Source organism: Pandoraea pnomenusa, from assembly GCF_000767615.3.
GTDB lineage: Bacteria > Pseudomonadota > Gammaproteobacteria > Burkholderiales > Burkholderiaceae > Pandoraea > Pandoraea pnomenusa.
Window position 1 is genome coordinate 2,344,684 of record NZ_CP009553.3, and the last position, 23,421, is coordinate 2,368,104.

At 65.7% G+C, this 23,421-nt stretch carries 20 protein-coding genes; 11 read left to right on the top strand and 9 right to left on the bottom strand.

The window, feature by feature from the left end; all coding sequences use genetic code 11:
* Window positions 1-60: 60 nt before the first annotated feature.
* The 3 genes from LV28_RS34560 (at window position 61) to LV28_RS34570 (ending at window position 2,173) form a co-directional block, all read left to right on the top strand.
* Complete coding sequence (locus tag LV28_RS34560; protein ID WP_023595703.1) at window positions 61-984, top strand: LysR family transcriptional regulator; 924 nt, start codon at window positions 61-63, stop codon at window positions 982-984.
* 135 nt (window positions 985-1,119) lie between these two features.
* Window positions 1,120-1,494 carry a hypothetical protein gene (locus LV28_RS34565; RefSeq protein ID WP_141571741.1) on the top strand — a complete coding sequence of 125 codons (375 nt, stop codon included), beginning with the start codon at window positions 1,120-1,122 and terminating at the stop codon, window positions 1,492-1,494.
* Window positions 1,495-1,564: 70 nt separating this feature from the next.
* Complete coding sequence (locus LV28_RS34570; protein WP_023595705.1) at window positions 1,565-2,173, top strand: hypothetical protein; 609 nt, start codon at window positions 1,565-1,567, stop codon at window positions 2,171-2,173.
* Here LV28_RS34570 and LV28_RS34575 read toward each other — a convergent pair.
* Window positions 2,167-2,793: a hypothetical protein gene (locus tag LV28_RS34575; RefSeq protein WP_023595706.1), complete on the bottom strand. Its 627-nt coding sequence runs from the start codon at window positions 2,791-2,793 to the stop codon at window positions 2,167-2,169. The genes LV28_RS34570 and LV28_RS34575 overlap by 7 nt on opposite strands.
* Window positions 2,794-2,804: 11 nt before the next feature.
* Here LV28_RS34575 and LV28_RS48730 point away from each other — a divergent pair, with 11 nt between their 5' ends.
* The 4 genes from LV28_RS48730 to map all read left to right on the top strand — a co-directional run bounded on the left by LV28_RS48730 (window position 2,805) and on the right by map (window position 5,612).
* The gene (locus tag LV28_RS48730) at window positions 2,805-3,116 is read left to right on the top strand and encodes a hypothetical protein (protein WP_147291568.1); all 312 of its coding nucleotides are present in this window, start codon (window positions 2,805-2,807) and stop codon (window positions 3,114-3,116) included.
* The gene (locus tag LV28_RS34580; RefSeq protein WP_048806368.1) at window positions 3,113-4,420 is read left to right on the top strand and encodes an NRAMP family divalent metal transporter; all 1,308 of its coding nucleotides are present in this window, start codon (window positions 3,113-3,115) and stop codon (window positions 4,418-4,420) included. The genes LV28_RS48730 and LV28_RS34580 overlap by 4 nt, the downstream gene beginning before the upstream one ends.
* An 80-nt stretch (window positions 4,421-4,500) precedes the next feature.
* Complete coding sequence (locus tag LV28_RS34585; protein WP_023874549.1) at window positions 4,501-4,755, top strand: ParD-like family protein; 255 nt, start codon at window positions 4,501-4,503, stop codon at window positions 4,753-4,755.
* Window positions 4,755-5,612 (top strand): type I methionyl aminopeptidase, encoded by an 858-nt coding sequence (gene map, locus LV28_RS34590; RefSeq protein ID WP_038617760.1) that lies wholly within the window; start codon window positions 4,755-4,757, stop codon window positions 5,610-5,612. The genes LV28_RS34585 and map overlap by 1 nt, the downstream gene beginning before the upstream one ends.
* Before the next feature lie 51 nt (window positions 5,613-5,663).
* Here map and LV28_RS34595 read toward each other — a convergent pair whose 3' ends face one another.
* The 7 genes from LV28_RS34595 to LV28_RS34625 form a co-directional block, all read right to left on the bottom strand.
* Complete coding sequence (locus LV28_RS34595; protein WP_038617758.1) at window positions 5,664-6,491, bottom strand: hypothetical protein; 828 nt, start codon at window positions 6,489-6,491, stop codon at window positions 5,664-5,666.
* 293 nt (window positions 6,492-6,784) lie between these two features.
* Window positions 6,785-7,897, bottom strand: a complete 1,113-nt coding sequence (locus LV28_RS34600) for an HPP family protein (RefSeq protein ID WP_023595711.1) — start codon at window positions 7,895-7,897, stop codon at window positions 6,785-6,787.
* A gap of 533 nt (window positions 7,898-8,430) precedes the next feature.
* Complete coding sequence (locus tag LV28_RS34605) at window positions 8,431-8,889, bottom strand: RcnB family protein (RefSeq protein WP_038617756.1); 459 nt, start codon at window positions 8,887-8,889, stop codon at window positions 8,431-8,433.
* 476 nt (window positions 8,890-9,365) lie between these two features.
* Window positions 9,366-10,922 carry an efflux transporter outer membrane subunit gene (locus LV28_RS34610; RefSeq protein WP_023874547.1) on the bottom strand — a complete coding sequence of 519 codons (1,557 nt, stop codon included), beginning with the start codon at window positions 10,920-10,922 and terminating at the stop codon, window positions 9,366-9,368.
* Between the two features lie 12 nt (window positions 10,923-10,934).
* A complete protein-coding gene (locus LV28_RS34615; RefSeq protein ID WP_023874546.1) occupies window positions 10,935-14,120 on the bottom strand; it encodes an efflux RND transporter permease subunit in 3,186 nt (1,061 codons plus the stop codon).
* Between the two features lie 38 nt (window positions 14,121-14,158).
* The gene (locus LV28_RS34620; protein WP_023595713.1) at window positions 14,159-15,433 is read right to left on the bottom strand and encodes an efflux RND transporter periplasmic adaptor subunit; all 1,275 of its coding nucleotides are present in this window, start codon (window positions 15,431-15,433) and stop codon (window positions 14,159-14,161) included.
* 28 nt (window positions 15,434-15,461) lie between these two features.
* Window positions 15,462-16,391, bottom strand: coding sequence for an alpha/beta hydrolase (locus tag LV28_RS34625; RefSeq protein ID WP_023595714.1), 930 nt, complete (start codon window positions 16,389-16,391; stop codon window positions 15,462-15,464).
* A gap of 239 nt (window positions 16,392-16,630) precedes the next feature.
* Here LV28_RS34625 and LV28_RS34630 point away from each other — a divergent pair, with 239 nt between their 5' ends.
* The 4 genes from LV28_RS34630 (at window position 16,631) to LV28_RS34645 (ending at window position 20,689) form a co-directional block, all read left to right on the top strand.
* Complete coding sequence (locus LV28_RS34630; protein WP_023874544.1) at window positions 16,631-17,656, top strand: LysR family transcriptional regulator; 1,026 nt, start codon at window positions 16,631-16,633, stop codon at window positions 17,654-17,656.
* A complete protein-coding gene (locus tag LV28_RS34635; RefSeq protein ID WP_028730880.1) occupies window positions 17,653-18,189 on the top strand; it encodes a GNAT family N-acetyltransferase in 537 nt (178 codons plus the stop codon). Before LV28_RS34630 ends, LV28_RS34635 begins: the two co-directional genes overlap by 4 nt.
* Before the next feature lie 345 nt (window positions 18,190-18,534).
* A complete protein-coding gene (locus LV28_RS34640) occupies window positions 18,535-19,251 on the top strand; it encodes a hypothetical protein (protein ID WP_023874541.1) in 717 nt (238 codons plus the stop codon).
* Window positions 19,238-20,689 carry a hypothetical protein gene (locus LV28_RS34645; RefSeq protein ID WP_038617754.1) on the top strand — a complete coding sequence of 484 codons (1,452 nt, stop codon included), beginning with the start codon at window positions 19,238-19,240 and terminating at the stop codon, window positions 20,687-20,689. Before LV28_RS34640 ends, LV28_RS34645 begins: the two co-directional genes overlap by 14 nt.
* A gap of 76 nt (window positions 20,690-20,765) precedes the next feature.
* On the opposite strand, the gene cphA is transcribed toward LV28_RS34645, so the two are convergent.
* On the bottom strand, window positions 20,766-23,345 hold the full coding sequence (gene cphA, locus LV28_RS34650) for a cyanophycin synthetase (protein WP_038617751.1): 2,580 nt from the start codon (window positions 23,343-23,345) through the stop codon (window positions 20,766-20,768).
* Window positions 23,346-23,421 lie beyond the last annotated feature (76 nt).

A 23,421-nucleotide genomic window follows, 5' to 3' on the forward strand; every position in this document is an offset into this window, starting at 1 on the left:
GCAAGCGCAGCTTACGTTGAGCAAAATGGATCAACAATTCTCAAGAATTCGACATTTATTGTGCAAAAAAACACAGATGGCGATGCGGCCAGTGCGGCCGAGAAGCGCGCGCTGCAATGGGATGACATCCGCTATTTCCTCGAGTTGGCGCGCACAGGCAGCCTGTCTGGCGCGGCACGGCGGCTCAGGGTCGAGCATTCGACCGTGGCAAGGCGTGTCGAGGCACTGGAGCAGTCGCTGGGGATTCGGCTTTTCGATCGCTTGCCCAAGGCATGGTCGCTGACGGCGGAAGGCGAGACGCTGGTGGCTCAGGCGGGGCGACTCGACGATGAGGCGCAGGCGTTCTCGCGAGTGGCGCTCGGTGTCTCGTCCTTGCAGGGGACGGTCCGGCTCTCGGCCCCGCCAGCGTTCGCCGGTCATTTCCTCGCACCCCGGCTGGCCGCCATGCGCGGAAGATGGCAGAACATCGACCTGGAGGTGATCGGGGAAACGCGCGACGCCAATCTGGCGCGCGGCGAGGCGGATTTGGCGATCCGAATGTCCCGGCCCACTGCGGCGGGCCTGGTAGCCCGTGCCATTGCGGACATGGGGTATGGACTTTACGCAGCCCATGGCTATACCCGCCGACCGGCCGACGCGTGGGAGTTTCTCGGTTACGACGACAGCCTCGACCAGGTGCCGCAGCAGCGCTGGCTGGCCGAGGTCGCAGGCCGTCGACGCTTTGTGTTCAGGAGCAATGACCTCACGGCACTGCTCAATGCCACACGCGTCGGCCTCGGCATTGCGGTCCTGCCCCACTTCCTGGCCGCCAACGACGACGCACTGGCATTGGTGCCCGACCCGGTCTGTCCCACGGTACGGAAGCTATGGCTGGTCATGCATCCCGATGTCAAACGTTCGCCGCGTGTGCGATTGATTGCCGATCTTCTCGCGGAAGTGGTCGTCGAGGCGCAAGCGCTGATGTCGGGCATTGCGCCACGGTGATCCGACCCAGGGCACAGCGTTTTGCGGTGTCGCAACAGCACGAAGCATCGAAGAACTACAAATTCGTGCAGAAATGCCGCTGTCCGACATGCCGTGCTGAACGGGCATGTCGGCACGACGGCGCATGAACCGGCGGTGCGCGTCGGCATGAAAACTGCAAGTCAGACGGGCGATGTCATCGTGAACCACGCGCAATTTCGCCGGAGACTGCATTTCATGACCGATCGCGTGCCGTCGCAAGACGAATGTCTCGATTACCGGCTCCTGCATGAAGACGGCGATGAAGAGACCATCGGCACCCACCACGGTTGCGTCGGCAACGGCTATTGGCCAGCACACGTCCCATGCGACACCTATTGCACGCCCGGCCCGATTTCGGATGGCATGTCGACGAACGGCGAAGAATGCCTTGAAAAGCGTCGGGCACGAACACAGCCCAAAGGCACGCGTGCATCCGATCCGGCGCTCACGCCAGCATGGGAGCGGCTCATACGAGACGCATCCGAGTGATGGCATTCGCGCCGCAACCGGCAATGCCTTGCATACTCCGCACCGCGCCAGGTTCCCACGGAGGCCGCCAATGAGCGTTTCGGAATTTGTAGATGCCTATCTTCGATACGCGATCGTTCCTGCCTGGCTCATCGCGGGATTGGCCGATTGGGCATGCCATCGCCGCGCCCATATCGAGCGCAATGCGGGGGCGAAGGAATCCGCCATGCATCTGGCGCAAATGCTCGAAGTCGGTATTCCATTGCTGGTCGCACTGATTTTCCGAATCAACGCGATCGTGATCGCCATCATGCTGCTGGGCCTGATACTTCACGAAATCACGGCGTTATGGGATGTTCACTACGCGAAGCAAAAGCGTGACATCGGCACCATTGAGCAACATGTGCACAGCTTTCTCGAGCTGCTCCCGATTTGCGCGGTGACGCTGGTCATCGGCGCGAACGCGGAGCGGGTGTGGCGTGCCATCGTGCATGCGAGTCCGCAGGACTGGACGATGTCTCTCAGCCCAGTGCCGTTGCCGTACATCGGTGGGGTGGTCACGGCAGCCATTCTTTTCGCCGTGATTCCCTATGGCGAAGAGCTCGTTCGGTGTGTGCGGCATCCTCGACAGGCCGCTCGGCAGCGGGCCGCGCAAGCGACGCTTTACGCCGCGCGGACCCGTGCCCCCAAACGTCAGTGACGGGATGACAGCAGCGTCTCGCGTGCCTGCTCCGCGCGCGAAGCCCCAATGGCGGACTCGACGTGCTTTCTTTCCTCCGGGGGGGGCAGCACGGCCGGATAGCCGAGTGTATCGATCCACAGTTCCCTGGCCCAGCCCATCGTGTGGTACAGATGGTGGTCCTCCTGATGCTCGACCGCGGCCACCGCCTCTGACAGCACCGCTTTCAGATCCCCCTCCGATTTGCCGGCGATCATGGCAAGCAACTCCCAGTTCTGATGGTCTTTCGTCTCGGCGAGCACCACGCACTCCGCTGCAACGATTTGCGCGAGCGTCGGATTGCCGGCGTTGCTTGCCAGAGCGATGGCCTTGACGAGCGACGCCCCGTGGTGGGCAACGATATCCCGTCCCGGCGATTGCGCGTCCGGATCGAGGCCAAGCGCGGAGATGACGTTCAACAAGACTTGCTGGTGTTGTCGTGTCTGCTCGAGATATTCGGTCCATTCCTTCTTGAGGTCTGCATTTTTTACACACCCCAATGCCGCGGAGTAGACCTTCTCGCCTCCAAGCTCGGTCTCGTACGCCTGGTACAAAAGCTCGCGAATACCTTGCTCGTGCGGGTTGTGCTTGCTTGATGCCATGTTGTTTCTCCTTGAGTGAAAGTGCCGCGTCGACTTCAGCAGACGACGCACGCAAGTCTCATGCCGGTATCTGGTGGCATGGAAATTGCGGCGAATACGGCAAATACGGCAAATACGGCAAATACGGCAAATACGGCAAATACGGCAAATACGGCAAATACGGCAAATACGGCGAGGCAGCGAGACGGCGAGACGGCCCGGGCAGCGATGCGACGATGGCGTTACGACGTCGGGCCCCAATTCAGACCCCAACCCAGGTCGAAAGCGCGGGAAGGACACAGCCCGGGCAGCCATTGCGCGAAAGCGCGGGAGGGCGACCATGAGAACAACACGCGAGCCGCGTGGTGCGCATACCGAGGATCGACGCAGCGACAAGCCGCGTTCGTTTTTGCAACGACTCGGCCCCGGTCTGCTGACCGGCGTGGCCGACGACGATCCCAGCGGCATCGGCACCTATCTGCAATCGGGCGCGCAATTCGGGCACCAGGTCCTCTGGTCGGCTGTCGTCACGGTGCCGTTGATGGTGTGCATCCAACTCGCCTCGGCACACATCGGCAGCGGCACAGGACATGGCATCCTGAGAGAGGTCAGAAAGCACTATTCGGCCAGAATCGCGACATCGCTGGCGCTTCTGATCGTCATCGCCAACATCATCAACGTGGGTGCCGATCTGGCCGCCATGGGCGATGCCGCCTCCGTCACGCTCGGTGGGCCCAATTACGCGTATGCGCTGCTCTTCGCCGGACTCACCCTGTTCCTGCAGATCCGCCTGAAGTACGAAGTCTATGCGCGGTATCTCAAATGGTTGACGCTCGCGCTGTTCACTTACGTGGCGAATCTCTTTGTGGTCCATACGGACTGGCACGCCGCGTTGCGGGACGTGGTGTGGCCGCGCATCACGCCGACGAGGGAGTACGCCACGACGCTGGTCGCGATCCTGGGCACGACGATCAGTCCTTATCTCTTCGTCTGGCAGTCCGCCCTGGAGGTCGAGGAAATCAAGGCGAACGGCGATGCGCATGCGCGCGGCGACGCCACCGCGCAAGCGAAGACCGAGGCGCGGCGCATTCTCTCGGACACGTGGGTCGGCATGCTCACCTCCAATTTCATCGCGGTGTGCATCATGGTGACCGCGGCATCCGCGTTCTTCGGACATGGCGTCCATCAGATCGAATCGACTCGCCAGGCGGCGCACGCACTGGCACCCGTCGCCGGCAAGTCGGCGATTCTCCTGTTCGCGACCGGCATGATCGGATGCGGGTTGCTGGCCATCCCCTCGCTCACCGGTAGCGCTGCCTACGCGCTTACCGGCGCGCTCAGACTGCCAGGCGGCATGAGCCAGACGCCACGCAGCGCGGGCACTTTCTATGCCGTGATCGTCGTCTGCACGGTGCTCGGTGCGTTGCTGTGCTTCAGTCCGATCAGTCCCGTCAAGGCGCTTTACTGGAGCGCGGTCATCAATGGTGTCGCGGCGGTGCCTTGCATGGTGATGGTCATGTCGCTTTCGTCGCGCAGGGCCGTCGTGGGCAAGATGGTCAATGCCCGCGCAGTGACGATCGGAGGATGGTTCGCCACGGCGCTCATGGCCGTGTGCGTTGTGGTGATGTTCTACACGATGATGGCGTGAGGGGCGGGCGGGCAAGACAACTGGCCATCCAGGTGGTAATATACGTTCCGTAGCTATTTCGTATATATGGAGCCCGCCACATGGGTATCGTTAAGATTTCGGAGCAAATGCACGAGGCGCTGCGCAACACCAGCGGCGCGCTGAGTCGCTCCATCAACGCGCAGGCCGAACACTGGCTGCGCGTGGGCATGCTCGCCGAGCTCAACCCGACGTTGAGCTATGGCGAAATCTGCCGTCGTCTCATCGAGTCCGACGGCGCCACGGTCAGCGAGACCGCGGCAGCCGTTCCTCCCGCAACCGGTGCACCCGTCACCGCATTGAACAAGGTGGCCTAATGGTGCGCGAACGCGTTGTCATCCGCTCGAAAGAAGAAATTGCGCTGTCGCGTCACGCGGGGGAACTGGCGGCACAGGTGCTCGCGATGATCGGCGAGTACGTCAGGCCTGGCGTCACGACCGACGAACTCGACCGGATCTGCCACGACTTCATCGTCAACGACCTCAAGGCGATTCCGGCCAACATCGGTTACCACGGGTACCCGAAGACAGTCTGCGCGTCGGTGAACCACGTCGTGTGCCATGGCATTCCCGGCGACAAGAAACTGCATGACGGCGACATCGTGAACATCGACGTCGCGCTCATCAAGGACGGCTGGTTCGGCGATACAAGTCGCATGTACTACGCCGGCAAGCCGAGCATTCTCGCCAAACGCCTGGTCGACACGACCTACGAGGCGATGCTCGCCGGCATTCGCGCCGTGCGCCCCGGTGCCACGCTGGGCGACGTGGGCTACGCCATTCAGTCGGTCGCGCATCGCGAGGGTTTCAGCGTGGTGCGCGACTACTGCGGACACGGCATCGGCACCACCTATCACGACGATCCTCAAGTCTTGCACTATGGCCGCCCGAATACCGGTCTTACGTTGCGCTCGGGCATGATCTTCACGATCGAGCCCATGATCAACGCCGGCAAGCCCGACACCCGGCAACTCGCCGACGGTTGGACGGTCGTCACGCGCGACCGCTCGTTGTCCGCTCAATGGGAACACATGGTCGCCGTGACGGACACGGGCTTCCAGGTACTCACGCAGTGGCCCGATGGCCTCGGCGAGTTCGCCCGGTATGGGGCGGTCGACGGCAGCATCGCCATCACTGCGAACTCGCCCAGCATCGCGAACGTCAATGCCGCCTGAGCGGCGGATGCGTCGAAACGCCCCCGATGTCCGAGGCACGAAGTCCGCGCCTCAGACGTCGTCCGGGGCGTCTTCCAGCGTGAGCAGGCGATCGGCAAAACGCCGGTAAATCCAGGCGGACACGCTCGATGCGAGCGCCACCCAGGCAATGGAAATCACGGTCTGCAGCACCAGCGTGCCAAGCACCACCGTCGTGGCGCCAGGCAAGTAATGCAGCGCGGCCGCGAAGAGCATCGTCAGCACCAGACCCGCAACAATCAGCGGCAGGATGGTGGCCAACGTTGTCCCGAACATCACCCAGAAGTGCCCGCGCGAATCCTGCCATGCCGCCTGCCACCGCTTGCTGCGTCCCGCAGCGATTTGCGGGTAGATAAGCGACACGCGTACCAGCACATACATGAGGGCGCAGAACAGGAGCGCGAGCAGCGTGCCGATGATGGCGAAGGAATTGCCGTGCCCCGACAGGCGCAGCGCCAATGCCAGGCCGAAGGCGATCACGAACCATACGATGGCGAGCCCAACGACAATCTGGATCGACGCCCACAGATAACGCCAAAGATCGCGCCCGTACCACGATGTCTGCTGCGTGGCCTGGGCGCCGAGCACTGTGTATCGCATGACGTGAATGGCAAGCACGCAGAACGCGACGAGATTGACGATCACCACGCCGAACGACATGAGGGCGATGCGCACCCGATAGGCGAGCGGTTCGCCGTTTTGGGCGGCTTGCATGGTGAGCTCCTTGAGCGAAATGCTCAGCGCCGAGGTCACCAGAATCACCACCGCGATGCTCAGGCACAGCAGCGGACGATGGCGCAGCGCCCGGAGGCCGTCGCGCCATGCCCCCGTAAAACACTGCTTGAACGTGATTGGTTCCATGTTTCTCCCTGAGCGAATTTTGCTTCGGTCATCGAAGCTGTCTGGCGCCGGTGTGGCGCGCCGCCGCCATTCTTGCAGATCGGCCTGGGGCTGACAATTTCGCTGCGAAAGCCGACGTCGTCAGCAGATACAGGAAAGCGTGGGAAGTGCGCAAAGTGCGGGAAGTGCGCTGCGCCGGGAAGGCAGGGAAAGCGAAGAGAGGGGGCGAGCAGGGAAGGAGAAGTGCCCGCGAACGCGCCGGGGTGAGGGCAACGCCCGCGATGCCGAAGTGGCATCGCGAGCGGGCAGGGGATTCAAGCGGCCATGACCTTGCGCAGCACTTCGGCGTGGGTGACCACGCCGACCAGCCGCGCGGCGTCGTCAAGGACCGGCAGCGTGCCGTGACGCTGCGTCATGAGCAGCGGCACCAGCTCCGAGATCGGCATGCCGGTCGTGGCGGTTTGGAGATCGCCTTGCATGAGGTCTCGAACCGCAGGACGCTGCCGCGTACCGATCGACACGCCGAAACGCGGCCAGTGCTGACGGCGGGCGCGCCGCGTGTGCAGATCGTGACGCGTCACAAGACCGATCACGCGATCTCCATCGACGACCGGCAATGCATCCAGTCCATGCCGTTGCAGCAGGCGCCAGGCGGCTGGCGCTTCGTCGTGCGGTTGGACCTTCGCCAGCGGGGGCCCCATGACATCGGCGGCCGTCAATTCGCGGGCCCGGCGCGCGAACGCCTCCCGTTGGGTATCACGCAGCAGGCTGGCCAGATCGTCGGCGGAGATGTCGAGCAATTCGCTGCGACGTGCCAGCGCCTTTTCGGCATCGGCCGTCGTGACGGGAATTGCCTGCGCATTGACCGGCCGGGCCGGAGCCTGTGCCCGCATGGCGTGCGGATAACGATGGCCGGTCAGCGCGTGATACCCGATCGCGGCGCCGAGCAGCACGACGGACTGCACCGCAATGGGCTCCAGCACGAAACCGTAGCCGAGCGCATGAACGGCCGGCCCGCCGAGCACGGCAGTCAGCGCCACGGCACCCGAAGGCGGATGCACGCAGCGAAACGTGAACATCAAGGCGATGGCCACGCCGACGGCCGCCGCGGCCGCCACGACCGGCGATGCAATGTAGGTTGCGCACGTCACCCCGACAACGGCTGCCACCAGATTGCCGCCGAGAATCGACCAGGGTTGGGCGAGAGGACTGGCCGGCACGCCGAACAACAGAACGGCCGACGCCCCCATCGGGGCCACCAGCCAGGGAATGTACCCCTGTGGGCCGAGCATCCAGAGCATCAGGCCACCCGTCAGGCCGATGCCGCACAGCGCGCCGAACCCCGCTCGCAATCGCTCGCGCCAGTGCACGGCGACCACGGCAGGCAGGAAGCCCACGGCCCAGTCCCGCAAATCACGTCGTGTCATTGCCATTTCGTCCCTCTCCACGCGCACCGGTTTGGAGCGTCTGCTTGATATTTTGTGCATGATATATCGTATATCGATGAATTGGGAGGGCATGAGCGCGTGATTTTAATGCTGCGGCGCAGCGAAATCTCGACCTCGGTCTGCGCGCGGGTCGGGCGATGCACCAAATCAAGGAAAACGAGACGAGGCGGGGAAGCGGACCGGAAAACCGGCGTGAACCTTGCTAGCGCGGGAGGGGGGTGTCCGCGACGTAGTGCGCCGCAGGGGGGACGTCCGGCAAGCCGGCGAGACGACGGGCATTCGCGGCGCTCGCGACGGATGAACGCAGGTCAGTGCATCGAGGGCGCTGTCCGGCAAGGGCCTCGGGGCCACTGGGTGAGGCGTTGGTCAACGCCGGGCGGCTTCAGTCTGGCGAAGCAAAGGGGATTGGCGGGGCTCGAGAAGGATGGAAGAGATGGAAGAGGGGCTCCGCATCGACGGCACCACCCGGCGAAAGCCATGCGGCTCCCGGGTGGGGCGTCGAGCAGCGCCGGTCAGCGACCGCTGCCGAGGACGATCTGCGAGATCACGCCGGTGGTGATCGCGACGAGCAGAAAGTCACCGCCAACGCCGACCCAGTGATAGCCGCGCGGCGGTGGGTTCAGACGGTACTGGCGATAGTCGTCGACCACGTACTGCCGGTCGCGATATTGCTGCGGCACGCGATCGCCGCGGCGCCAGTTGGGGTGTTGCCATGAATCCTGGTCCGGCCCCGGGCCCGGCTGCGCGCGCGGCGGCGGGCCGCCGCGAGGTCCATTCATGTGCCCCTTCTGAGGGCCATGCCCCGGCGGGCCTCCATGCGGACCATGGGGACCGCCGGGACGCTGCCCCGGAGGACCGCCGCGATCACCCGGACCCCCCATGGGGGGCGGGCCGCCTTGCGCGAGTGTCATTGTCGAGGAAACCGCCAGACCGGCGGCGAGGCACAGCGACAGCGTGTTGCGCATCTTCATTGTTTGCACTCCTTATCGTAGGGCCGAGGGGCCTGACGCGGGGAAAGCATCCGAGATGACTTGCCAGCGACGATCGTCGCGTTCTCGCCCTTCGTCTTCCATACGTCCATACGACGCGCGGCGAAAGCGAAAATCGTTCGTCCATCCTACCATTGCCGGGCAAAAAAAGAGCCCGGACCTGCCGAATGTCGTATGACGTCGGGCAGTGCCGGGCAAGCAGGGACGCAGGGAAGAAACCCTTTTCATTACCTTTCCGACGCTTACGAGGAACTGTCGGGCGGGTGCATCGGAACCGGCGGCGCCATCGGCGCACATCGGGGGCGGGTCAGTGCGCCACTCGCCTTGGGGGACACGAGGGCGTCCGCCGGTTCGATGCATCCTTTTGACGTGAGGCGGCCATACGGCCCGTTGTCCCCACGTCGGCGCGCAATCCGTTGCTGACTGTCGCGCCGTCCTGCCAGGCTCGATTCAGCGAATTAGCGCGCTGCCACGGTTGCGCCCGAGGTGGGCGCCTCGGCCGTCGGCGTCGGCTTGGCCGGCGCATCGGCACCAGCCGTATCGCCCCAGCCGCCGCCAAGCGCGCGGATGAGATTCACGGTCGACACCGCCTGCGCGCCGGCCAGCTGCACCGCGCTGCGCTGTGACTGCAACACGGTCCGCTCGGCATCGATCACGTCGAGATAGGCGATCGAGCCTTCCTGATATTGCACGCGCGAGAGTTGCGCCGCGCGGTTCGATGCCTTGACCGCGTCGTCCTGCGCGCGGGTCTGCTGCGCGAGCAGACGCAGGTTGGACAGGTTGTCCTCGACTTCCTGGAACGCCACGAGAACCTGCTGGCGATAGTTGGCGACATCCTCTTCGTACTTGGCGCGGGCGCGCGACAGATTGCCGCTGCGCGCGCCGCCATCGAAGATTGGCATGGAGAGCAGGCCACCCACGACCGGGCCGAGCAGGAACGTACGGCTCGACCAGTTGAACAGGTCGCCCAGCGTCGCCGCTTCGAACCCACCGGAACCGGTGAGCGAGAGCGACGGGAAGAACGCGGCCTTTGCCACGCCGATACGCGCGTTGGCCGCGGCCATGGCGCGCTCGGCGGCGGCGACGTCCGGGCGCCGTTCGAGCAGCGCCGAGGGCAGTCCGGCCGGAATCTGCACGGTGACCGGCACGAGTGGCGACGGCGCGAAAGTGAATTCCGCCGGTGTCTTGCCCAGGAGAATCGCCAGGCTATGCTCGGACGCCGCGCGCAAGCGCGCGACGGCCAGCGCATCGGACTGCGCCGTGGCGAGTTCCGCCTTCGCACGCGCCACGTCGAGCTCGCCGATGTCGCCCTCGGTGAAGCGGCGCTGAACCAGTTTGAGCGCTTCCTCGCGCAGCTTCACGGTCTGCGTGTACAGCGCCTGCTCGGCGTCGAGTTCGCGCAGGCTGAAGTAGTTCTGCGCCACGTCGGCCTGCAAGGCGAGTTGCACCGAGCGGTACAGCGCTTCGCTTTGTTCCGCGTCGGCACGGGCCGCGGCCACGTTGTCCGACACGCGACCGAACAGGTCGACTTCGTAGCCGACGCTCGCTTGCGCGCGCCACAGCGTAAATGGTGCGATGTTCGTGCCGTCCGGCTGCATCTGCGAGGCAGGCGAAATCTTCTGGCGCGTCGGCCCGAACCCGGCATCGAGCGTGGGGAAGAGGGCGGCGCGTGCCTGCCGCTGCACGCCGCGCGCTTCCTGCACGCGGGCGGCGGCTGCCTTCAGATTCTGGTTGGCCGAGAGCGCGTCCTGCTCGAGCTTGTCGAGCGTGGCATCGCCGAACACTTTCCACCATTCGCCGCGCGCCATCGCCTCGGCGGGCTCGGCGGTTTTCCACGTACCGGCCTCGCCGGCCGGCAGCGTGACGGGCGAGGCCTCCTTGAATGCCGTGGGCGTACCCTTGTCGGTCACCGACGGCACTTCATACGTGGGGGCCATCGAGCAGCCCGCCACCACCAGCAGGGTGGCGAGCAGCGTCGAGACACCCAGACTGCGTTTGATCCATTGCGATTGCATGATTGGCATCCTTCAGACTTCGGCCTTGACGTTGTTGGGCATGGTCGACGCGTGTGCGCTGTGCAGCGGCTTCTTGCCTGCCAGCGTGCGCAGCAGCACGTAGAACACCGGCGTCAGGATCAGGCCGAAGCCGGTCACGCCGATCATGCCGAAGAACACGGCCACGCCCATGGCATGACGCATTTCCGAACCGGCGCCGGTCGACATCACCAGCGGCACCACACCCATGATGAACGCGATGGACGTCATCAGAATCGGGCGCAGACGCAGGCGGCTGGCCTCGATGGCCGCGGCCACCGCCGTGCGGCCTTGCATTTCGAGCTCCCGGGCGAATTCCACGATCAGGATCGCGTTCTTCGCGGACAACCCCACCAGCACCATCAAACCGATCTGCGTGAAGATGTTGTTGTCTCCCCGCGTGAGCCACACCCCGAACAGGGCCGACATGATGCTCATCGGCACGATCATGATCACGGCCAAAGGCAGCGTCAGGCTCTCGTACTGCGCGGCAAGTACCAGGAACACCAGCAGCACGGAGATCGGGAACACCCACAGCGCCGAGTCGCCCGCGAGAATCTGCTGATACGTCAGGTCCGTCCATTCGAACTTCACGCCGCGCGGCAGCGTCTCGGCGGCGATGCGCTCGACGGCCGCCTGCGCCTGGCCCGACGAATAGCCCGGTGCCGGGCCGCCGTTGACGTCGGCGGCGGTGTATCCGTTGTAACGCACCACCATTTCCGGACCGTAGGTCGGCGTGACCTTCACCAGCGAGGAGAGCGGCACCATGTCGCCACTGCTGTTGCGTGTCTTGAGCAGACCGATGTCCTCGGCATGGGCGCGGAACGGCGCATCGGCCTGCACGCGCACCTGGTACACCCGGCCGAACTTGTTGAAGTCGTTCACGTACAGCGAGCCGAGGTAGATCTGCATGGTGTCGAACACGTCGGTGATCGGCACACCAAGCTGCTTGGCCTTGACGCGATCGAGGTCCACGTTCAGTTGCGGCACGTTGATCTGATACGACGAGAACGTCGGGCCCAGTTCCTTCGTCTGCGAGGCCTTCTTGATGAACGCCTGTGTCGCATTGTTGAGCGCCTCGTAACCCAGCGCGCCGCGGTCTTCGATCTGCAGCTTGAAGCCGCCGAGCGTGCCCAGACCCATCACCGGCGGGGGCGGGAACACGGCGATGAACGAATCCTTGTTCTTCGAGTACTCGGCGTTGAGCTTCGCCGCGATGGCGGCGGCCGACATCGACTTGTCCTTGCGTTCGGCAAACGGCTTGAGCGTGATGAAGGCGATACCCGCCGACGACGAGTTCGTGAAGCCGTTGACCGACAGGCCCGGGAATGCCACGGAGCTCTTCACGCCGGGGATCTTCAGCGCAATGTCGGTCATGTCGCGGATCACCTTCTCCGTGCGATCGAGCGATGCGCCGTTGGGCAACTGCGCGAACGCCACGAGGTACTCCTTGTCCTGGGCGGGCACGAAGCCACCCGGTACCACTTTGCCCAGCAGGATCGTCGCGCCGATGAGCACGGCGAAGATCGCCATCATGAGTGCCTTGCGACCGATCACGCGCGTCACGCCCTGGCCGTACTTCTCCGAGCCGCGATGGAATACACGGTTGAACGCCCGGAAGAAGCCGCCGAGATAGCGGTTCATCTGGCGGGTGAGCCAGTCGGGCTCGGCGTGATGGTCCTTGAGCAGCAGGGCAGCCATGGCCGGCGACAGCGTGAGCGAGTTGAACGCGGAGATCACCGTCGAGATGGCGATGGTCATCGCGAACTGCTTGTAGAACTGTCCCGTGAGGCCGGACATGAACGCGAGCGGCACGAACACGGCCACGAGCGTGAGCGCGATCGCGATGATCGGCCCGCTCACTTCGCGCATGGCCTGATATGTCGCCTCCTTGGGCGAGAGCCCGGCCGCGATGTTGCGCTCCACGTTCTCGACGACCACGATGGCGTCGTCGACCACGATCCCGATGGCGAGCACCATCCCGAACAGCGACAACGCATTGATCGAGTAGCCGAAGCCGAGCAACAGCGCGAAGGTGCCCACGATCGACACCGGCACGGCCAGCAGCGGAATGATCGACGCACGCCACGTCTGCAGGAACACGATCACCACGATCACCACGAGGGCGATAGCCTCGAGCAGCGTGTGAATCACGGCCTTGATCGACGAGCGCACGAACTGCGTCGGGTCGTACTCGATGCGGTACTCGACGCCCGGCGGCATGTCTTTTTGCAGATCGGCCATCGCCGCGCGAACCTCGTCGGAGATTTGCAGCGAGTTCGCCCCCGGCGACTGGTTGATACCGAGACCCACGGCCGGCTTGTTGTCGAGCAACGAGCGCAGGCTGTACGACGACGCGTCGAGTTGCACGCGCGCCACGTCGCCCAGATGCGTGACCGCACCGTCCGGCGAGGTCTTCAGGATGATGTCGCGGAACTCTTCTTCCGTGTTCAGGCGACCGCGTGCGTTCACGTTCAGTTGCAGCGGCGTGTTCGGGCCGGCCGGTGTCGCGCCGATCACTCCGGCCGCGACCTGCACGTTCTGCTCGCGAATTGCCTTGACCACGTCGGACGCCGTCAGGCCGCGCTGTGCAACCTTGGCGGGATCGAGCCACACGCGCATCGAGTAGTCGCCCGCGCCCCACAACTGGACTTCACCCACGCCCTGGATGCGCGAGAGCCGATCCTTGACGTTGATCAGCGCGTAGTTGCGCAGGTACGTCATGTCGTAGCGATTGTTCGGCGAAATCAGGTGCACCACCATCGTGAGCGTCGGCGACGACTTGATGGTCGTGACCCCCAGGCGTTGCACGTCGTCCGGCAAGCGCGGCAACGCTTGCGCCACGCGGTTCTGCACGAGCTGCTGGGCCTTGTCGGGGTCGGTGCCCAGACGGAAGGTCACGGTCGTGGTGAGGTTGCCGTCGCTGTTCGCCTGCGACTGCATGTACAGCATGTTTTCCACGCCGTTGATCTGCTCTTCGAGCGGCGACGCAACGGTTTCGGCGATCACTTTCGGGTTCGCGCCGGGGTACTGGGCATGCACGACGACCGACGGCGGGACCACTTCCGGGTACTCCGAAATCGGCAGCTGGAACACGGCGATCAGGCCGGCCAGCAGCGTGACGACCGAAAGAACCCCCGCGAAGATGGGCCGGTCGATAAAGAATTTTGAGATGTTCATGACGAAACTCTGGGGTGTCGTTCAGGGCGTCGCATCGATTACGAGCGCGACGCCGTTGCCGCGGTGGCCGTGGCCGCCTGGGCAGGTTTGGCCGGCTTGGCCGGTTTGGCCGCCGGAGCGGCCGGTGCAGCGTCGGCCACGGCAATGTCGTGACCGTCGCCGGTGTCGCCCGCCATCTTCACGGTCTTGGGCGTCACCGGGTCGCCAGGGCGCACGCGTTGCAGGCCGTTGACCACGATGCGCTCGCCTTCCTTCAGGCCGCCGGCGATTTCCACCAGCCCCCCGTGGCGCTCGCCAAGCTGGACTTCGCGGTACTGCACCTTGTTGGCCGGATCGACCACGAGCACGAACTTCTTGCTCTGGTCGGTGCCGATGGCGGCTTCATCCACGAGCAGCGCGGGGTGCGGCTCGCCGCCGCCGACCCGAATGCGAGCGTACAGTCCCGGCACCAGCGCGCCGTCGGCGTTGTCGAAGCGTGCGCGCACGCGGATGGTCCCCGACGTGGTGTCGAAGCGGTTGTCCACCGAGTACACGGTGCCCTTGCGCGAATAGCCCGACTCGTTGGCCAGGCCCAGGTCGACCGGCACGCCGCTCTTGCCCGTATCGCGTGCGAGGTAGCGCAGATACGTTTGTTCGTCGACATCGAATGCGGCATACATCGGCGAGACCGAGACCACCGTGGTCAGGGCCGGCGACTGTGCGCCGGCCGAGACTGTGTTGCCGACGGTGATTTCCGCGCGCGACACGCGTCCGGCCACCGGCGCCACGATCTGGGTGTAACCGAGATTGATGCGTGCTGTCTCGAGCGCCGCACGCGCGGCCTTCACATTGGCCGCCGCTTCGCGTGCGGCGTTTTCCTTCTGATCGAAGTCTTTCTTCGCGATGGCGTTGTCGGCGATCAGGCGCTGCGCACGTGCGAGGTCGGTGCTGGTAAACACATCGCGTGCCTGCGCCGATGCGAGTTGCGCGGCCGCGCGGTCGACTTCCGCCGCGTACGGGCGCGGGTCGATCGTGAAGAGCGGGTCGCCCTTTTTCACGAGTTGCCCGTCCTTGAAGTGCACGGCCGTGATGGTGCCCGACACGAGCGGCTTGATGTCGACGCGGTCCACGGCGTCGAGCCTGCCCGAGTAGCTTTGCCAGTCGGTCACGGTGCGCGAGATGACGTTGGCGACATCGACCTCGACGGTCGGCATGACTTGCGCGGCGGGGGGCGTGCTGGCGTCGACGCGCACGACGGTCAGCGTGCCGATGGCCACGAGCGCGGCGGTCGCGGCGGCGGCAATGAGTACGGGTTTGCGAGCGAGGGTGGTCATTATTGAATATCTCCGGGATCGGATGGACTCACTGGGTAGGGCCGGCGGCGGGCGGCGCCAGCCGGCGTGTCAGGAACGCGGCCACCTCCCGCAATGCGGCGGGAAGCGCGGCCAGACCGTGATGGGATGCGCTGCGATGGCGCGTGACCTGCGTCGGCACGCCTGCGGCGATGAGCTCGGCGGCATACTTTTCGGCTTCGACGTGCAGCAGGTCGTGTTCCGCGGATGCGATCAGCGTGGCCGGCAGACCGGCCAGCCGACGCGATTCGAGCGGCGCGGCGTAGGGATGCAGGCGCTGCGTCGCATGCGGCAGATACTTGCGGTAGCACTGCGCGCACTCGCTCGCCTCGATGTCGCTGGGCGTGCGGCCGTCGGCCAGGCGCGTCATGCTCGGATCAAGCAGCGGGGCGAGCAGGGCCTGCGCCGAGATGGCGATCTCGCCGCGATCCCGGGCGATCATCGTGAGCGCGGTGGCGATGTTCCCGCCGGCATCGTGACCGGCAACCGCCAGGCGGCGCGGGCTGGCACCGTACCGGCGGGCATGGCGTTGCAGCCAGCGCGCGGCGTTCCAGGCGTCCTCGGGCGCGGCCGGAAACGGATGCTCGGGCGCGAGCGAGTAGCCGACCGAGACGACGAGCGCCGGTACATGGGTGGCGAGATATCGGGCGGCCGCATCGCCGTCGTCGAGCGAACCGGCGCAGAAGCCGCCGCCGTGGAAGTACAGGACGGCGGGCAGGTGCGCTTCGAGCGGCACGACCACGCCCGGTTGTCCCGCATGCGCGTGGGCCGCGCCCACCGATGCGGAGGGTCCCATCGGGCGGTACAGGCGCAACGTGACCGGACCCACGTGGCCGGCGATGCTCACTTCCTCGATACGCAGTCCGTCGTCGTTGCCCGGGCGACGGGTATGCGTCGTCGTTCCCTTGCTTCCCGATTGCGGCTTGGCGTTGCTGGACATATGGCTTTGGGCTCGCGCGAGCGATGCCCCTCTGATGACATTCGATGGAGCGAAGTCTAGAGGCCACGGACATCCGGATAAACGCCTATAATTTGGCAACACTGTTCGGCCAGCTCGACTAATCGACCTGAGCCTTGCGGGCATTGGCTTATGCCGTCGACCAATAAGCTTAGGCGTTCGGCATTGCCGCGAAATTCGCGGATCGGTCAGTGCAACCGCGTTTTCATTGGGGAAATATCATGGATCGCTTGCAAGCGATGCAGGTCTTCACGCGAGTGGTCGAGGCGAACAGCTTTTCGCGCGCGGCCGACAATCTCGGGTTGCCGCGCACCTCGGTGACCACGATCATCCAGAACCTCGAGTCGCATCTGGGCACGCGCCTGTTGCAGCGCACGACCCGGCGACTCAACCTCACGCCCGACGGCGCCGCGTATTACGAGCGATGCCTGCGAATTCTCGCGGACATCGAAGAGACGGAATCGTCGTTTCGCGAGAGCAGCCAGCGCGTGCGCGGCAAGTTGCGCATCGACATGCCGGGCTCGCTCGGCAAGCTGGTGGTGCTGCCGTCGCTGTGCGAATTTCACGACCGCTACCCGGAAATCGAGCTCATGGTCGGCATGGGCGACAAACCCGTCGACCTGATTCAGGAAGGCGTCGATTGCGTGCTGCGCGTGGGCACGCTGCAGGATTCGAGCCTCGTGGCGCGCCGTGTCGGGTTGTTCCAGAGTCTGACGTGCGCATCGCCCGCGTATCTCGAGCGCATGGGCATGCCGCATACGTTGGAGGATCTGCAGCGGCACACCGCCGTGCACTACTTCTCGAGTCGCACGGGCCGGGTGATCGATGAGCAGTTCCTCGTCGACGGCAAGGAGGTCGAAATCCACATGCAGGGTTCGGTCGCCGTGAACGACGCCGAAGCCTATCTCCAACTCGGGCTGGCGGGCTTCGGCACGGTGCAACTGGCGCGCTTCATGGCGCTGCCGTATCTCCAGTCGGGGCAACTGGTCGAGATCCTGCATCAGTGGAAGCCACCGCCCATGCCCATTTCCGCCGTCTATCCCCATAACCGCCATCTGTCGCCGAAAGTGCGCGTATTTGTCGACTTCATCGCTGAACTTTTCGAGCGATGCCCGTTGTTGCAGGGGCTCGACGAGACCGCCGGGCAGTGCAAGCCCACGGTCGCGGCGGCCGACGCGGAGGGCAAGGCCAACGATCGCTGGGCCGCCTACGGCACCGAGATGGCGCCGCAGGAGGTTGTGGTTTGACCCGGCAGCGGGCGGCGCGGGTTCGCCTCGCGACGCCGGCGGATGTGCCTGCGATGGCGGTCGTGGAGCGCAGCGCGGCGGCGCGCTTTCGAACCTTGCCCGAGTTGGCCTGGCTGGCCGACGGCGAGCCGATCGCGGCAGCGGACCAGCTCGCGTGGATCGCCGCCGGCACCGCGTGGGTCGCGACCGACCCCGACGATGCCCCGGTCGGATTGCTCGATGCCGAAGTCTTCGGCACCGCGCTCCATGTCTGGGAGCTGTCGGTGCATCGGTCGTGGCAGGGCAGGGGGATCGGGCGCGCATTGCTCGACGCGGCGATCGGGCATGCCTGCGAGGCCGGACTTGGTGCCGTGACCCTGACCACGTTCCGGGATGTCGCATGGAATGCGCCGTTCTACGCCCGCGCGGGCTTCGAGACGATCAACGACGACACCTTGTGCGCGCGTTTGCGCGCGGTACTGGCACGCGAGCGCGCCGCGGGACTTTCTCCTGCACGGCGCTGCGCCATGCGGCGCCGACTGGTCACCGGATAGCCGTTCGCGCGGCCCGCTGAATTGCCGCCTTCTCCGCCCTCTCAATCTCCTCCATCTCCTCCGCGGTCCCACCGTTCCAACCGTTCCCATCGGTTCCGCGTTTTCCGCCTTTCCCGCGTTTCCCGCGTTTCCCACGTTTCCCGCCTTTGCTCGCGTCGCTTTTTGCGTCGGACGGCCCGCCACGTGTGGGCGATTCGTGCATGCCGCGACATGGGCGCGATGCGACACTGAGTCCCTCTTTTCCATAACACCGGGGACGCCATGCGGGGTGCCGCCGCAACCGTCGCATCACTTCAGTGGCCATGTGCCGACACAGACCCCGCCGCGCCGCGGCCGGGGCTTGCGATGCGTGTCGACGCGCTTGACATCGCGCTGGGCCGGATCGACGCGGCCGACGCCGCCGCGCGGCACAAGGCGATGCATGCGTTTCTCGCTAGCGGCCGCGGCGCATGCGACGCGCCATGGCTCACGCATTTCCGGACGACGGAACACGACAGCCAGTCGCTGGCAAAGGCGCTTCACGTTTGCCACGTCGCCTCGCAGCCGCATGGGCTGACGTTCGTGCGGGATACCTTTGGCCAGGCACGTGTCGACACCTGGGTGCGCGATGTGTTGTCGCAACTGCGTGCCGACGCGCGCGACGCATTGTTTCTCTGGCGGCCGCATCCCGGGAGCGATGCCGATTTGCCTCGCGTGCTGTCGTCGGGCGTGGTGACGCTCGCCGTGCCCGGAACACCGGGCTGTCGCGTGCCGTTGTTGGCGCCGTGCGTGCGAGACGCGGGCCTCGACCTGACGCCGGACGAGATGGCGCAGGTGCTCACGACGCCATGCGTCCGTCACCGCATGGACGGCAGGGGCACCGTGCTGTACGCCCTGACGCAGACGGCCCTGGACGACGACGGCAAGGCCGCCGCGGCCGGGCTCGTGGATCTCGTGCGGGCGTTCGACGGCAGCCTGCCGTGTGCGCTGCACGACCTCGAGTCGCGCGGATTGTTAAGGGAATTGCGACGTCTCGCATTCAATACGCAGTCGACCAAGGAGAGTCTGCATGCTGGTCAATGAGGTAACTACGCAACCGGTCAGTCCGTACATCAACAAGCAGTTCGACGAACCCGGGATCGACGACATCCGGCGCAGCATCGCCGCGTTCGACGCCGAAATGCGTCCCGAGCGCGGCGCCCTCGAGAGCCAGCGGCAGGTGATCGCGCAGTTTCGCGACGCGATGGCGCGGACCTCGTCAGTCGAGCGATTCCGGCAGCTTTTCGGGATGCACGGGAGCCAATGGCGCCGCGGCGACGCGGTGACGTGTCATATTGCGTCGTATTTCGTCGGACTGCGTGTCGAGCTAGCACGCATCGGGCAACCGGCCTTCGATGACGCCTGCCGCCGGCAACTGCATTCGCTCACGCCCGAGGCGCGCGCCGACATGCTCGCCCGCCCGGCGCTGGGCGATTTCGGCGCGATTGTGCTCACGGCACCTGGCGTGGGATTGCGTTGTCCGCTGACGACAGCGGGCATGGGCGAGGGAGGCATCCATCTCACGCAGGCCGAGGCGGTATCGCTGCTCGGCGCGTCAGTGCGGCCGGACGAATCGCGCACCATCCTGCAGACGCTGAGCGACATGAAGCTGAGCGACCTGTCCATGCATGCCACCTACGCGCTGCTCAATCTCGCACTCGACGGCGACGGCAAGGTGCCCGAGTCGCTCGACGGCACCGCGTTTCGAAAGCTGTTCTGCGACCTGTTCGATGCGCTCTGGCGCGACAAGCATGCCGAGAGTGCGACGCTCGGCGCATCGAACTTCTTTGCCCAGGAGGGCGACAACCTCCGACTCGGGCATATCGACTGGTTATCCGCGAAGGCCGCGGATGCGCAGGCGCAGCGGGTGCGCGGCATGGCGCTGCTTTGCCTGGGCGGCGAGCGCTCGCGCGTTCGGCAGGAGTTGCGCCTGGCGAGCGCATTGCACGCGGAACTGGCCGCGGGACGGTATGAGGGGGTAAGGCGTTACGAAATCGCGGCGACGACCTATCTGGCGGCGGCGTCGAAGCACGAGGCGCTGAGCCATCTCGATGCCGCCGCGTTCGCGTACGGCTTCGCGGCGAAGAATTTTGCGCGTTGCCCGGGCAAGGCGGCGAACATGCGTGCGGCACTGGAGCAAGCCGTTCAGTGTCATGGCAAGGCCAACGCGATGAACGCCGCGCACCTCGTCGTCGAGTGCGCCGATATTTACGCGTTGCGCGGCGCCAGTGAGGAGACGGTCGCCCTGTACGAGGCAGCGGCGAAGCAATTCATACGGCTGGGCAATCGGGAGGAGGCGCAGCGCAATACCGCGCGCGCGAAGGATCACAGGACCCGCGTCGATATTCGCACCATCAACCGCGCGCTGGAAAGCCGGCGCAGCATGGCGGATCGCGTGCGTGGAACGGGGTTGGACGCCGCGGCGGCAGTGCGGCCCGACGAGCCCGTGCCGGGCGCGCCGGATCCGGTGGCCGCATCCTGAATCGGGCATGCGCGCTGCGCGCTGCGCGCCATGGGGGGGCGTTGGGTGCTTGGCGCGCCCAACGACACGGCCGTGCTCAGTGCGCGGCCGCCTCGGCCACGCGTTGGCCGATATGCGCGAGCGCCTCGTCGACCTGGTCGATGAGAATCAGGCACAGGTCGCCCGGTTGCAGACGCCCCAGCGCCGTATCGATGGCGAGAAACTCGCCATGGATCTCGTCGACGTGGCTGGCACGGCGCGCGCCGGCAAGACCTTCTCGCAGAAGCTTGAGCACTTCGCCGTCTTCGCGGCCGCGTTGGCACTGGTCCTGATAGAGCAGCACGTCGTCGAAGGCGTCGCCGAGGATCTCGGTCTGGCGGCGGATGTCCTCGTCACGACGGTCGCCCGCACCCGAAATCACCACTGAACGGCGACGCGCCGGCATCGTCTCGACGGCCTGCGTGAGCGCGGCGATGGCGTCGGGATTGTGACCGTAGTCTGCAATGACCGTGGCGCCCTTGTAGTCGAACACATTGAAGCGACCCGGAGCGGTGCCCGCATCGTTGACGAACGTGGCCAGACCGGCACGGATCGTCGTCGCATCGATGTTCAGCGCCCAGGCCGCGCCGATTGCCGCCATCGCGTTCTCGACCTGGAAGCCGATGGCGCCGCCGCGCGTGAGCGGAATCGCCGACAGGGCGTAGCGGGTCTCCTCGGCGCCCTGAGCCGTGACGATGCTGCCGCCGTCGACATACACCACGCGTCTGCCTTTGGCGCGGTGCGTGGCCAGTACCGGATGCGCCGCATCCATGGCGAAGTAGGTCACGTCGCCGGGACAGGCGTCGGCCATGCGCGCCACCATGGGATCGGCGGCGTTGAGCACGGCCATGCCGCGCGGCGCCACGTTGCGCACGATCACGCTCTTGAGCACGGCGAGGTCTTCGACCGTATTGATATAAGACAGGCCCAGATGGTCGCCCATGCCGATGTTGGTCACCACGGCCACGTCGCAGCGGTCGTAGGCCAGGCCCTCGCGCAGCAGGCCGCCGCGCGCGGTTTCGAACACGGCCGCATCCACGTCCGGGTGCATCAGCACGTTGCGCGCACTGCGCGGGCCACTGCAATCGCCCGTGTCGATACGCTGGCCGCTGATATAGATGCCGTCGGTGCCGGTCATGCCCACGCGCAATCCTTGCTGGGCGATGAGGTGAGCGATCAGGCGCACCGTCGTCGTCTTGCCGTTCGTGCCCGACACGGCCACGACCGGAATGCGTCCGTCGTCGCCGTCGTCGAACATGGTGGAGACAATCGCTTCGCCCACCGCGCGGCCCTTGCCGTACGACGGCTGAAGGTGCATGCGCAGCCCCGGCGCGGCATTGACTTCCACGATGCCGCCGGCCTGCTCCTCGAAGGGCTTGGTCACGGTTTCGCACACGGCGTCGACCCCGGCGATGTCGAGCCCGACCTGCAGTGCCGCGGCCACCGCGCGCGCGGCGATTTCCGGATGCACGTCGTCGGTCACATCGGTGGCGGTGCCGCCGGTCGACAGGTTGGCGTTATTGCGCAGCACCACGCGCGCGCCGGCTTCCGGCACGGAATCCGCGCCCAGGCCCTGCTTGGCCAGTGTGGCGAGGGCGATGTCGTCGAAACGAATCTTGGTCAGCGACGTGGCATGTCCTTCGCCCCGGCGCGGATCGGCGTTCACCGCATCGACGAGCTGACGCACGGTGTGCACGCCGTCGCCGGTCACTTGCGGCGGGTCGCGACGCGCCGCCGCCACCAGCTTGTTGCCGATCACGAGCAGACGGAAATCGTGGCCCGGGATATAGCGCTCGATGATCACGTCGCGGCAGATGTCCTGCGCGACCTCGAACGCCTTTTCAATTTCCTCGCGCGTGCGCAGGCGCACGGCCACGCCCTTGCCCTGATTGCCGTCGCGCGGTTTGACGACGACGGGGGCATCGATTTCCTGCACCAGCTTCCACGCATCTTCGATGTCGTGCACGGTACCGCCAAGCGGCACCGGCACGCCGGCCGCGTGCAGCAGCGTCTTGGTCAGGTCCTTGTCCTGTGCGATCGATTCGGCCACCGCCGACGTCCGGTCGGTTTCGGCGGCCTGAATGCGACGCTGCTTGCTGCCCCAGCCAAACTGCACCATCGAGCCTTCGGTCAGGCGGCGATAGGGGATGCCCCGAGCGACGGCGGCGTATACGATCGACCCGGTCGACGGGCCGAGACGCACATCTTCGTCGAGATCGCGCAGGCGGTACAGGGCGTCGGGCAGATCGAAGGGCGTATCTTCGAGTGCGGCGTTGATGAGTTGCTGCGCCAGATCGAACGCCAGGCGGCCGACCGGCTCCTCGCTGTACTGCACCACGACCTGGAACGTGCCGGGCTCGATGGTTTGCGTCGTCTGGCTGAACGTGACCGGACAGCCGGCGGCGGCTTGCAGGTGCAGCGCCGTGGTGGCGAGCGCGTCGGCGAGCGACACCGGACGCTCCTCCGCGTCGGGCGTGAGCGCGGGCAACTCGGGGAAGCGGGCGCGCAGGCGGGCCTCGAAACCGGCCAGATTGCCGATCGAGTATTCCAGATCGGTGCAGGTCACGATCGCCTCGATGGCGGTGTGACGGCTCCAGAGGTTCGGACCGCGCAGCGCGCGGATACGGGAGACTTCCATAAATTGCAATCCCTGTCTGTCCACTTCGCGTCCCTGTATACCGGTTGGTTGGCGAGAAAAAACGACTGTGGCTTGG